Here is a 12,745-nt window from a genome sequence, read left to right on the forward strand (position 1 = left end):
TTACGCCTTTTCGACCTTCACCAGGAACGACTTGAATTCCGGTGTATAGGAGTTGCCGTCACCCACGGACGGAGTCAGGGTATTGGCGAGATAGCCGGGCTTCGTCAGGCCCTTGAAGCCCCAGTGCAACGGGACGCCGACCGTCTGGACCTTCTTGCCGTCGACCGTCAGCGGCTTGATCCGCTTCGTGACGAGCGCGACCGCGATGATGTAGCCGCGCTTGGACGACACCTTCACGCGCTCGCCATGCGCGACGCCGACTTCCTTCGCGAGGTCTTCGCCGATCTCGACGAATTGCTCGGGCTGGATGATCGAGTTCAGCCGTGCATGCTTGGTCCAGTAGTGGAAGTGCTCGGTCAGCCGGTACGTGGTCGCCACGTGCGGGAATTCCGCCACCTTGCCGAACGACGCACGGTCGTCCGGGAACACGCGGGCGGCCGGGTTGTTCAGCGCCTGCGGGTTGTTCGGGTGCAGCGGGTTCGCGGCGAGCGGCGTCTCGAACGGCTCGTAATGCTCGGGGAACGGACCTTCGTTCATCCCCGCGCGGGCAAAAAAGCGCGCGACGCCTTCCGGATTCATGATGAACGGCCCCATCCCGTTTTCGGGCGGTTCGTCCGCCTTGAAGTCCGGGATGTCGGCGCCCTTCCACGCGCTGCCGTTCCAGCCGATCAGCTTGCGGGTCGGGTCGAACGGCTTGCCGGCGACGTCGCACGACGCGCGGTTGTACAGGATCCGCCGGTTCGCCGGCCATGCCCACGCCCAGTTCAGCGTCTGGCCGATACCGGTCGGGTCGGAGTTGTCGCGCCGCCCCATCTGGTTGCCGGCCTGGGTCCACGCGCCGCAGAAGATCCAGCAGCCGCTCGCGGTCGTGCCGTCGTCCTTCAGTTGCGCGAACGCGGCAAGCTGCTCGCCCTTCTTCACGAGCGTCTTCGCCGGATCCTTCGGATCGGGCAGATCGGCGAGCGCTTTCCCGTTGAACTCCATCGCCAGTTCCTCGGGCGTCGGGCTTTCCGGGTTCGCGTACGGCCAGGTCAGGTTCACGATCGGGTCCGGATACTTGCCGCCGTCCTTCTGGTACAGCTTGCGCATGCGCAGGAACAGCCCCGACATGATCTCGAGGTCGCTCCTCGCTTCACCCGGCGGCTCCGCGCCCTTCCAGTGCCACTGCAGCACGCGGCTCGAACTCACGAGCGAGCCGTTTTCCTCCGCGAAGCAGGTGGTCGGCAGGCGGAACACCTCGGTCTGGATCTTCGACGGATCGACGTCGTTGTAGTCGCCGTGAGGCTTCCAGAACTCGGACGTCTCGGTCGCGAGCGGATCCATGATCACGAGCCACTTCAGCTTCGCGAGGCCGGCCGCCGTCTTCACCTTCGACGGCGCCGCCGCGAGCGGGTTGAAGCCCTGGCAGATGTAGCCGTTCATCTTGCCGGCATTCATCAGCTCGATCGCCTGCAGCAGGTCGTACTGCTTGTCCAGCTTCGGCAGGTAGTCGTACGCCCAGTTGTTCTCGGCGGTGGCCGCGTCGCCCCACCACGACTTCATGAAGCTGACGTGGAACGCCTTGTAGTTCTTCCAGTAGCTCAGCTGGTTCGGCCGCAGCGGCTGCTGCACGCGCTTCTTGATGTACGCGTCGAAGTCCTGCTCCGCCTGCATCGGCAGCGTCATGTAGCCCGGCAGCAGGTTCGACATCAGCCCGAGATCGGTCAGCCCCTGGATGTTCGAGTGGCCGCGCAGCGCGTTCATCCCGCCGCCGGCGATGCCGATGTTGCCGAGCAGCAGCTGCACCATCGCGCCGGTGCGGATGATCTGCGCGCCGATCGAGTGGTGGGTCCAGCCGAGCGCGTACAGCACCGTGCCGGCGCGGCCGGGTACGGCCGTGCTCGCGAGCATCTCGCACACCTTCAGGAATTTGTCCTTCGGCGTGCCGCAGACCTGCTGGACCATGTCCGCCGTATAGCGCGCGTAGTGCTGCTTCAGCAGGTTGTATACACAATGCGGATGCTGCAGCGTCGGATCGACCTTCGCGAAACCGTCGTCGCCGCGCTCGTAGTCCCAGCTCGATTTGTCCGGGTACGCGTGCTTCTCGGCGTCGTAGCCGGAATAAATGCCGTCGTTGAACGCGAAATCCTCGCGCACGATGAACGAGAAGTCCGTGTAGTTCTTCACGTACTCATGCTGGATCTTGTCGTTCGTCAGCAGATAGTTGATGACGCCGCCCAGGAAGACGATGTCGGTGCCGGTGCGGATCGGCGCGTAGTAATCGGCCACCGAGGCCGTACGCGTGAAGCGCGGGTCGACGACGATCAGCCGCGCCTTGCGGTGCGCCTTCGCCTCCGTCACCCACTTGAAACCGCACGGATGGGCCTCGGCTGCATTGCCGCCCATCACGAGAATCACGTCCGCGTTCTTGATGTCGACCCAATGGTTCGTCATCGCTCCACGGCCAAACGTCGGGGCAAGACCTGCCACCGTCGGGCCATGTCAGACACGCGCCTGATTGTCGAATGCGAGCATCCCGAGACTGCGGATGGTCTTGTGCGTCAGGTAGCCGACCTCGTTGCTGCCCGCCGACGCGGCCAGCATGCCGGTCGTGAGCCAGCGGTTGACCTTCGCGCCGTCTTCGGCCGTCTCGACGAAGTTCGCGTCGCGGTCGGCCTTCATCAGCTTCGCGATGCGGTCGAGCGCGTCGTTCCACGAGATGGGTTCCCACTTGTCCGAGCCGGGCGCACGATACTCGGGGTGCGTCAGGCGGTTCGGGCTGTGGATGAAGTCGATCAGGCTCGCGCCCTTCGGGCACAGCGTGCCGCGATTGACGGGGTGGTCGGGATCGCCTTCGATGTGGATGATGCTCGGCTGCGCATTCTTCGCGCCGTCTCCGAGGCTGTACATCAGGATGCCGCAACCCACTGAACAGTAAGGACAGGTGTTGCGCGTTTCGACGGTGCGCGCCAGTTTGTACTGTCGGACTTCGGCCAGCGCTTCGGACGGAGAAAAGCCCATCAGGGCAAGACTCGATCCGGCAAGCGACGTGGCCGTCACCTTCAGGAACTGGCGCCGGGACATTTGTAGCATGGCGGTCTCGGCGTTATTGTGGGGTGGGGTGAAACTGAAAGGAATTATAGACAGTTCAGGCAACTATGATCGAATCCTCGGATCAATACCGATATGTCCGATTAACCTGCGATGATCCGCGTTCCGCGCGCAACCGAACCGTCATGAAACGACAGATCACTTCAGAAGCCACCCGTCTCGCCCAGCAGCAGGCCAACTGGGCCCTCACCGCGTTCAAGCGCTTCTCGTCCGACCGCTGCTCCGCGATGGCCGCGGGCATCGCGTTTTTCTCCGCGTTCTCGCTCGCGCCGACCCTCGTGATGGTGATCGCGGTGGCCGGCTGGTTCTACGGCGACGACGCCGCGCGCGGCCAGGTGTTCGAGCAGGCGCATCAGCTAATCGGCGACGACGCGGCCGCCAGCATCCAGACGATCGTGCAGAACGCGCACCGCGCGGGCGAACGCGGCGGCATCGCCACGCTGATCTCGTTCGCCGCGCTCGCGATCGGCGCGTCGGCCACGTTCGCGTCGCTCAGCGCGGCGCTCAGCGTGATCTGGCCGGCCACCGAAAGCCGCTGGTCGAGCATGCTCGGGCTGGTGCGCGTGCGGCTGATCTCGTTCGGGCTCGTGCTCGGCGTCGCGTTCCTGCTGATCGTGTCGCTCGTGCTCGACACCGCGATCACCTTCATCGGCACCTGGCTGCTGGGCAATTCGCCGTACGTGGTCGTCACGAACGTCGTGCAGTTCTTCGTCGGCATCGCGGTGCTCGCGGCCGCGTTCGCGTCGTTGATGAAGTTCCTGCCCGACGCGCGCGTCGCGTGGCGCGACGCCGCGATCGGCGGCATCGTGTCCGCGATCCTGTTTTCCGGCGGCAAGAAGCTGTTCGCGCTGTATCTCGCGCATGCGGGCACCGCGAGCGCGTTCGGCGCGGCCGGGTCGTTCGCGGTCCTGCTGATGTGGCTGTACTTCTCCGCGATCGTGTTGCTGCTCGGCGCGGAATTCGCGGCCGCCCGCGGCGACGCGCATCGGCCGGCCGCGAATCCGGCGCCGGCCGCGGCCGCTCAAGCGACTCGCGCCGCTCGGCCCGATCCCGCCGGGAATCGCCCGCGCGACGACTGATTCAGCCCGCTGAAGACGGCCGCGCATCGGTCCCGCGCGTACCCGGCACACCCTCCCCTCGCTTGCAACCCCGTGGTTCGCCGCGCATTCGCGCGGCGTCGACGCTTGCCTGACACGTCGGCGTGCATGCACCTGCAACCGCAAACGTTTGCACACCCTCATTTCCTTGCTGCAACTGGCCGAAACAGGGGGTCTGCCGCCATGCGCATCAACGATTGAAACAATCGCACCGCAGCAATTGTCAACTATTTCATAAACAGGAACAGTGCCTGATGTGCTTGATATATATGGACTTTTTCCTGCTGTTACCTTTTCGAGACACTTTATTTTTTAAGCTTTCTTGCGTGTATGGCACTGAGCTATTCTCCAATCCGCAACAAATAACGATGAATCACTTGCGTGGAGAAACTCAACGATGAAGAAACTTGCTCTCTCGACCCTCTCGCTCGCCCTGCTGGGCGCCGCTGGCGCCGCTCAGGCTCAGTCGAGCGTGACGCTCTACGGTGTGATCGACACGTCGATCACGTACGTTCACGGTAACGCCGGTCAAGGTAACAATTCGTGGTCGATGGGTAGCGGCAACCTGCAAGGCAGCCGCTTCGGCCTGAAGGGTTCGGAAGACCTCGGTGGCGGCCTGAAGGCGATCTTCCAGTTGGAAAACGGCTTCAACTCGGCATCGGGCGCACTGGGCCAGGGTGGCCGCATGTTCGGCCGCCAGGCGTTCGTCGGCCTGCAAAGCGACCAGTACGGTACGCTGACGCTGGGTCGCCAGTACGACCCGCTGGTCGACCTGGTTCAGGCAGTCACGGCTGACAACTACTTCGGCAGCGTGTTCGCCACGCCGGGCGACGTCGACAACAACGACAACAGCCTGCGCGTCAGCAACGCGATCAAATACACGTCCCCGGTGTTCGCCGGCCTCCAGTTCGAAGGCATGTACGCACTCGGCGGCGTCGCCGGCTCGACCGGCAAGGGTCAGACGTGGGCCGCAGCCGCAGCCTACAACAACGGCCCGCTCGGCGTGGCTGCCGGCTACTTCCACGCGAACAACGCATCGGCGCTCACGGCCGGCAAGCGTAGCGGCTGGACCGGTACGTCGGACGCAATCTTCGACGGCGACTCGGGCACGACCTTCATCAACAACGCGTTCACGTCGTCGACGTCGATCGGCATCGCGCAAGTGGCAGCCCAGTACGCATTCGGCCCGGTGACGGTCGGTGCAGGCTACAGCAACGCCCAGTACAAGGCTGACGGCGCGTCGACGTTCGGCACGAACCAGAAGTACAACACGGGTCGCGGCTTCGTCACGTACCAGGCATCGGCACCGCTGCTGCTCGGCCTCGGCTACATCTACACGAAGGGTAGCGGCGACAACAACGCCAAGTACCACCAGGTTTCGCTCGGCGCGGACTACTCGCTGTCGAAGCGCACCGACGTGTACCTGGTCGGCGCATACCAGCACGCAAGCGGCCACAACGCAGACGGCAGCGATGCGCAAGCGTCGATCGGCTCGTACGGCATCGCCGGCAAGAGCTCGCAGGAAATCGTCGCACTCGGCCTGCGCCACAAGTTCTAAGAAGTACGTTTCCGGCGTGCATGGCGTCTCCGACGCCTTGTCGCCGACCTGGAAAGCCAGCCCCGGTTTCGGCCGCGGCTGGCTTTTTTTCGTCCGCCTCCGGCTCGCGGGCCGGCAGCGTCTGCACGGCCTCCGCGCGACAGCCGGGCCCGACATAGCCGGCCGGCAGCGGCGCCTGGCCGCTGCCATGCCCGCGCAACCCGGTTTCCACGGCCCGGAGAGCTCGCCGTTTCCGCCAAGGACGACTAACATCCGCACTGCCGGCACCGCCCGGCCCGACCGATGCGGGATTGGTTCGCGCCGCGTGTCGATTTCGGCGGGCGTCGTCCGTCGTATCGATGGCGGCACGTGGTTTGCCCCGGACCCATACAGACAGGAGATTCGTCATGACGATTCAGAAGATCACGCCTTTTCTCTGGTATTCGACGGAAGCCGAAGAAGCAGCGGCCTTCTATGCTGGCATCTTTCCGGATTCGCGGATCGTGCGCGTCACGGCGGTGCCCGGCACCGACGGCACGCGGATGGTCGAATTCGAGCTGTTCGGGCAGCCGTTCTTCGCGATGAGCCACCCGCGCACGGAGACGTTCAACCACGCGATCTCGCTGCTCGTCAGCTGCGCGGACCAGGCCGAACTCGATCGCTACTGGAGCGCGCTGCTCGACAACGGCGGCACGGCCGACGGCTGCGGCTGGCTGCGGGATCGTTATGGCGTGTCGTGGCAGATCGTTCCGGAAGCGCTCATTCCGATGATGGCCGACCGCGACACGGTCAAGGCGGGCCGCGTGGCCGCGGCGATGATGCAGATGACCAAGTTCGACGACGCCGCGCTGAAGGCCGCCTTTGCGGGCACCGCGGGCTGACCCCGGCGCACCGGGCGCGCATGCGTGACGCCGCGCCGGGTCGCGTGCACGCGCTCGGCTCGACGGTGCGCGCATGCCGCCGGCTCGCGAGCGTTCGCTATCCGCGGCCGGCCGGCAAACCGGTAGCGTGCATCGTCGGCGCGAACTGCTACGCCGACAGCATCGACTCGATCGTCCGCCGCGCGTAGCCGATGAATTCCGCCAGCGGTTCGCCCGACAGGATCGCCGCGCCTGCGTCACCATCGAGATAGGCCGCACGCGCAGCCGCCAGAACCGGCCGGTGCGCGTCCGGCAGGCGCGCCAGCACCCACGCCGCGGCGACGTCCTTCGGCGCGATTTTGCCGGTCGCGGCGCTATACCAGATGCGCGCGAGCGCGAGCACGATGTTGCACGCGTCGTCGCGCCAGTCGGGTTCCGCCTGCCACTGCGCCACGGTAGCGAGCAGCGCGGCGACGAAGTCGCGCGCGGGCACCGGCTCGAACAGCACGTCCGCGGGCGGGCCGACCAGCGCGATGCTGTGCTGGCGCGCCTTCGTCAGCAGGATGGCCAGATCGTGATCGACGAGCGGCGGCTCGACGATGCCGGCGTCGAGGCCGCTGCGCAGCCATTCGCCGAACTGCAGCTCGCGTCGCGCCGGATGACGCCACGGCACCACGTCGCCGTGCGCGACGACCGTGACCTCCAGCGCACGCATGCCGCCGCTGCAACCGGGCGGCGCAGAAGCACCGAGCAGGTCCGACATCAGCGCGCGTCGCGCCGCTTCGTCCGGGCGCACCGCCACCGTCACCAGCAAATCGATGTCGCTGCGCGGTTTCAGGCCGCCGTCGAGCGCCGATCCGAACAGGTGGATCGCTTCCAGCGTCGCGCCGAGATGCCGTTCGATCACGACACGCGCGGCGGCGACCTGTGCGGCGATGTCGTGCGGGGTGTCGTCCGTCACGATGACAAATCTCGCGATGCGCTCGCGACGGAACGCGCGGCAACAACGCGGCGCGCGAATGAAACTCGCGGCTCGGCGATGCGGATGCGGATGCGCGACTTGCGATCCGCCGCACATCGTGCGTCGGCCAAACCCGGCATCGCCGGGCGATCCGTTCGCCGCCGCGCGCTTTGCGCGACGCAATAAAAATCCCCGCACGCTTTCGCGTACGGGGATCTCGGGACACTGCAACGGCTGCCGACATGCATTCGGCAGTCGTTGCGCGGCATTACGCTGCCGCGTCCTTCAGCTTCTTCAGCGCACGTGCCTTCACGCGCACGCTGGCCGGCTTCGCCGGGAACCAACGCTCTTCGCCCGTGAACGGATCCTTGCCGAAGCGCTTCTTCTTCGCCGGCACGACTTGTGCCGTGATCTTCAGCAGACCCGGCAGCGTGAACTCGCCTGCGCCCTTCTTGTGAACCGAGCCCAGCACGACGTTCTCGAGTGCGGCGAGCACTGCCTTGACCGCCTTCACTTCGACAGCCGCGCGCTCAGCGATGTGCGTTGCGAGCGATGCCTTCGTGAACTTGTCCTTCAGCGGCGTCGGAGCAGCCGGTGCTGCCTTTGCGACAGCCTTCTTGGCCACTACTTTCTTCGCGGGCGCAGCCTTTTTGGCAGCCACTTTCTTGGTCGCCGGTGCGGCAGCCTTCTTGGCCACCTTTTTTGCGGAAGTCGCCATGTTTCTCCTACCAGGTGTGGTCGTTGGATACACGAAGCGTGCAACGCGCGCGCTTCAACGCCGGATTCTACAAGCGCCTTGACGCTTCGTGCAGTACTTTTATGCGTTTTCGCGGGGTTTCCCGCAGGTTTTGTTGCGCGCGACCGACTTCATCGACACTCGAGCATGAAAAAACGCGTGTACGTATGGGCTCAAACAAGCCGAACGCGAATTACGTTCGATATTTGCGCACCTATACTGGGCGCGCTCAATGCCCGGATGCCTCCATGCGCGAAGTCAGATACGTCAAAGGACTCGACGGCCTGCGAGCCCTCGCCGTCATCCTCGTTTTCCTGTCCCACAAGGGCCATGTCCTTGCCGTCGACGTCGGCAAGCTCGGCGTGTGGACGTTTTTCCTCATCAGCGGATTCCTGATCGTCGGCGAGTTGCATCGCAACCGTCAGGCGGTCGAATGCGGCACCATGACGCGCCGCCACGCGCTCGCGCTGTTTCTCGCGAAGCGCGCGCTGCGGATCTTTCCCGTGTATTACCTGCTGCTCGCCGCGCTCGCGATCGCGCACGCGCTGTTCTACCAGCGCGGCGTCAATCTCGGGCTCGCCTGGCACGCGGTGTTCCTGTCGAATTACTGGATCGGCGTCGTCAAGGACGGCTGGCCGGGCTCCACGTCGCATTTCTGGAGCCTCGCCGTTGAACAGCAGTTCTATCTGATCGCACCGCTCGCGCTGCTCGCGGTGCCCGCCGCGCGACACGTCGCGCTCGGCGTCGCGGCCGTCGCGCTGTGTGCGCTCGCGCATCTCGCGCTCTACCTGTCGGACGCGTCGCCGGTGCTGATCTACGCGTTTTCCCCGTGGAATTTCGCGTTGATCGCGCTCGGCGGCGTCGGCGCGATGGCGCTCGCCGATCGCGGCGCGGCCGCCGCGCGCCGCGTACCGCCCGGCTGGCTCGGCGCGGCGGGCGTCGCATTCTTCCTCGCGCTGCCCGCCTGCACGACCTTGCCCGATGCGGTCGCGGGGCTCGCGGATCTCGGCCTGTCCGTGTCGCTCGGCGCGCTGATGCTGTGGATCGTCAGCGCACCCGAGCATCCCGTCGTCGCGCTGCTCGACTGGGCGCCGCTTGCCTATCTCGGCACGATCAGCTACGGCTTCTACCTGTTCCACAACCTGATTCCGGCGCGCTTCGGCGTGCTGCCCGCGTCCTTCGCGCACGTGCCGATGCCGGACATCGTCCGCGACGCGGCACCGGAACTGCTGCAATTCGCGCTCGCCGTGCTGCTCGCGCACCTGTCCTGGCGTTATCTCGAAAAGCGCTTGCTCGACTTCAAGAAGCCGATCGCCGCGCTGCTGGCCCGGCACTTCGCCGCGCAGCCGAGCGCGTCGCCGCGCTGAGCGTCGCGTGGACGCGGCGCGCGGCGGAAGCCGGACGGGAATGCGTCGATACCGGTGACGCCCGGCGACCGGCGGCATGTCGGCCGACACCGCGTCATCGCGCGACACCCACGCGAGTGACGTGCATGCCGCGCAATCCCTCCACCGATCCGGTCACGCGACGCATGCTTCGGCACCGCTTTCACGCGCGACGTCCCGCCTCACCGGCATGCGTCGCGCGCCTGCACCCCGCACACCTGCCCGGCACCGCGTGCCGACGTCGCGCACCCTGCGCTCGCGCCCGCGCAAACAAAAAAGCCCCGGCGCGCGAGCGGCCGGGGCCAACGGAACAACCACCACCTGAAACGACGGAGCGCGCGGCCGCTTTAAGCGACGGCTGCCAGCGCGGGCAAGCAGGTACGCAGGTACGCCTCGAATTCGCGGCTCACTTCCGGATGCTGGAGCGCGAGCTCGACGGTGGCCTTGAGATAGCCGAGCTTGCTGCCGCAGTCGAAGCGCGTGCCGTAGTAGCGATACGCGAGCACCTGCTCGTTCGCGAGCAGCGACTGGACGGCGTCGGTGAGCTGCAATTCGCCGCCCGCGCCCGGCTTGAGCTTGCGCAGATGATCGAAGATCGTCGGCATGAACACGTAGCGGCCGACCACGCCGAGGTTCGACGGCGCATCCTCCGGCGCCGGCTTCTCGATGATGCCCGACAGCTTGATGATGTCCTCTTCCCACTCCCGGCCTTCGACGACGCCGTACGAGCGGCTGTCCTCGCGCGGGATCGTCTCGACCCCGATCACCGAGCTGTGATAGTGGTCGAACACGTCGACGAGCTGCTTGAGCACCGGCTGTTCGCCGTGCAGCAGGTCGTCGGCGAGGATCACCGCGAACGGCTCGCCGTGCACCAGCTTCTCCGCGCACAGCACCGCGTGGCCGAGGCCGAGCGCTTCAGGCTGGCGCACGTAGAAGCAGTTGACGTGGCTCGGCTTGATGCCGCGCACGAGTTCGAGCAGCTTTTCCTTGCCGCGCGCCTCGAGCTCGGCCTCGATCTCGTACGACTTGTCGAAATGATCCTCGATCGCGCGCTTGCTGCGCCCGGTGACGAAGATCATCTCGGTGATACCGGCGTTGATCGCTTCCTCGACCGCGTACTGAATCAGCGGCTTGTCGACGACGGGCAGCATTTCCTTCGGGCTCGCCTTCGTTGCCGGGAGGAACCGCGTGCCGAGACCGGCAACGGGGAACACGGCCTTGGTGACTTTCAACATGTTCGCATCCTGATTGCGTTGACTGCGCCGCGTCGACCTGCGACCCGGCGCGATTGTGTTCCGAACGGCATATCGAGAATCGACGGTACGGCCAATTCCACTCCGCTCATTTTCGATATGAACTGATTGCCCAATGATTCCGAAAAAAATATAATCGTTTCAATTCGGTCGATATTGCCGGACCGATTGCCGAGGCAGAAACAAATTACCGATTTTCCGGATACAAATGCTTACGATTCGAATTCCTCGATATAGGGCACGCCGCCCCGTTCGAGGCCCGGGCGGATCGGTTCGTTCTTCAGCGCCTCGCGGTACGCCGACAGCACGGCCATGACCAACAGTACTGCAGCGCTCGCGATCCAATGCATGTCCATCTTGCCGCTCCTTGCATCAATCAACTGGAGCTTCAAACTATCAGAAAAAAATCGGCAAATAATTCGCCCCCCTCGACGAGCCGCTTTCAGGTCGCGATAACTCCATGATGTGGAATACCGATATTTCCAAGCGAGATTTTTTTATTCATTGACCGAATTCTTGCGCATTACGATTGGATGAAACTTCCCGTCCATCCGTCGCAAGGAATCGAATCGCATGCAAGCTTTCAGCGGATCGTCTCTGGCCGCGCCGCCCGTCGCCGACCACAAGGAACACGTGATCGACGCGATGCGCGGCTTCGCGGCGCTGCTCGTCGCCTATTTCCACTGCCGCCAGGTCGTCTGGGTCGGCATGCAGAGCTTCCATCATGCTTACGGTCATGCACTGAGCCCGGGCGTGATCGCCGGCTACCTGACCTTCCCGTTCGCGTGGGGCTCCGCCGGCGTGCCGATCTTCTTCGTGATCAGCGGCTACTGCATCCACCGCAACGCGGCGCTCAAGCTCGCGGCCAACCCCGCATACCGGCTCGACGCGCCGAATTTCTGGGTGCGCCGCTTCGCGCGCATCTACCCGGTGCTGCTCGCCGCGCTGCTGTTCACGCTCGCGCTCGACGCGGTCAGCCTGCAGATCGAGCCCGTCAGCCACAAGATCCGCGACGTCGGCCTGGTCGCGTTCCTGGTGAACCTGTTCTCGCTGCAGGGCGTCGCCGGCTACACGTACGGGTCGAACGGCGCGCTGTGGACGCTGTCGCTCGAAGTGCAGTTCTACGCGGTCTACCCGCTGCTGTTCGCGCTGCGCCGGCGCATCGGGATGCCGGCCGTCGTGGCCGCGGTCGCGCTCGTCAACGTCGCGTCGGCGTGGCTGCTCGAACGGCACGACCTGCAGTTCTTCACGTCGTACTGGCTGTCCTGGACGATCGGCGCATGGATCGCCGACGTGCGCGCGCAGCAATCGCGCGGCATGGCCGTCGTGCCGTCGCGCGCGTGGTACGTCGCGGCCGCCGTGCTGCTGGCCGCCGGCTGCGGCGCGTTCCATGTCGGCCAGTACGGTGCGTTCCAGCTGTGGTCGGCCGGCTTCGCGTGCTTCCTGTACCGCGCGCTTGCCCGCCCGCCGCGCCCGACGCCGCCGCTGCGCGTGCTGAGCTGGTTCGGCGACTTCAGCTACTCGCTGTACCTGGTCCACCTGCCGCTGTTCGTCTGCCTCGGCTCGGTGCTGTTCCATTCCGAACTGCAACTGTCGATCTGGCCGTCGTTCGCGTTCATGGCCGTCGCGATCCCGGTGGCGTACCTGTTCTACCGGATGTTCGAACGGCCGGCGATGATGTGGTCGGCCAGCTTCAAGCCGACCCGCGCCGCCCGCGTCGTTGCGTCGACGCCCGAACAGGCCGTCTGACCCAAGCCGGCCGGCCCGTCCGGTTTCGCAGCCCTCGCACGGCGTCTCGCTGCGCGGGGGCTTTTTCATGGCAGGCA

At 65.4% G+C, this 12,745-nt stretch carries 10 protein-coding genes; 5 read left to right on the forward strand and 5 right to left on the reverse strand.

Annotated elements, in window-relative coordinates; genetic code table 11:
- On the reverse strand, positions 1-3,072 hold the full coding sequence (gene fdnG, locus H0X90_RS03320) for a formate dehydrogenase-N subunit alpha (RefSeq protein WP_077190751.1): 3,072 nt from the start codon (positions 3,070-3,072) through the stop codon (positions 1-3).
- A gap of 143 nt (positions 3,073-3,215) precedes the next feature.
- Between fdnG and H0X90_RS03325 the strand changes: the two genes are divergently transcribed.
- From H0X90_RS03325 to H0X90_RS03335, 3 genes are all read left to right on the forward strand, one after another.
- A complete protein-coding gene (locus tag H0X90_RS03325) occupies positions 3,216-4,169 on the forward strand; it encodes a YihY/virulence factor BrkB family protein (RefSeq protein WP_006495933.1) in 954 nt (317 codons plus the stop codon).
- A 415-nt stretch (positions 4,170-4,584) separates the two neighbouring features.
- On the forward strand, positions 4,585-5,745 hold the full coding sequence (locus tag H0X90_RS03330; RefSeq protein WP_006488818.1) for a porin: 1,161 nt from the start codon (positions 4,585-4,587) through the stop codon (positions 5,743-5,745).
- A 386-nt stretch (positions 5,746-6,131) separates the two neighbouring features.
- The gene (locus H0X90_RS03335) at positions 6,132-6,605 is read left to right on the forward strand and encodes a VOC family protein (RefSeq protein WP_006488901.1); all 474 of its coding nucleotides are present in this window, start codon (positions 6,132-6,134) and stop codon (positions 6,603-6,605) included.
- 148 nt (positions 6,606-6,753) lie between these two features.
- Here the strand turns inward: H0X90_RS03335 and H0X90_RS03340 are convergent, their stop codons facing one another.
- Positions 6,754-7,545 (reverse strand): AadA family aminoglycoside 3''-O-nucleotidyltransferase, encoded by a 792-nt coding sequence (locus H0X90_RS03340; RefSeq protein ID WP_077190839.1) that lies wholly within the window; start codon positions 7,543-7,545, stop codon positions 6,754-6,756.
- Between the two features lie 268 nt (positions 7,546-7,813).
- Positions 7,814-8,263, reverse strand: coding sequence for an HU family DNA-binding protein (locus H0X90_RS03345; protein WP_006492882.1), 450 nt, complete (start codon positions 8,261-8,263; stop codon positions 7,814-7,816).
- Between the two features lie 266 nt (positions 8,264-8,529).
- Here H0X90_RS03345 and H0X90_RS03350 point away from each other — a divergent pair, with 266 nt between their 5' ends.
- Positions 8,530-9,648, forward strand: a complete 1,119-nt coding sequence (locus tag H0X90_RS03350; protein ID WP_012493217.1) for an acyltransferase — start codon at positions 8,530-8,532, stop codon at positions 9,646-9,648.
- Positions 9,649-10,013: 365 nt separating this feature from the next.
- Here the strand turns inward: H0X90_RS03350 and galU are convergent, their stop codons facing one another.
- Together galU and H0X90_RS03360 are read right to left on the reverse strand one after the other, a co-directional pair.
- Positions 10,014-10,901 carry a UTP--glucose-1-phosphate uridylyltransferase GalU gene (gene galU, locus H0X90_RS03355; RefSeq protein WP_006482949.1) on the reverse strand — a complete coding sequence of 296 codons (888 nt, stop codon included), beginning with the start codon at positions 10,899-10,901 and terminating at the stop codon, positions 10,014-10,016.
- Between the two features lie 230 nt (positions 10,902-11,131).
- Entirely contained in the window at positions 11,132-11,275 is a 144-nt protein-coding gene (locus H0X90_RS03360) for a hypothetical protein (RefSeq protein WP_006479318.1), read from the reverse strand.
- A gap of 217 nt (positions 11,276-11,492) precedes the next feature.
- On the opposite strand from H0X90_RS03360, the gene H0X90_RS03365 reads away from it, so the two are divergent.
- Positions 11,493-12,668, forward strand: a complete 1,176-nt coding sequence (locus H0X90_RS03365) for an acyltransferase (RefSeq protein WP_077190753.1) — start codon at positions 11,493-11,495, stop codon at positions 12,666-12,668.
- Positions 12,669-12,745 lie beyond the last annotated feature (77 nt).

It is taken from the genome of Burkholderia sp. 9775_39, assembly GCF_015712225.1.
Lineage (GTDB): Bacteria > Pseudomonadota > Gammaproteobacteria > Burkholderiales > Burkholderiaceae > Burkholderia > Burkholderia cenocepacia.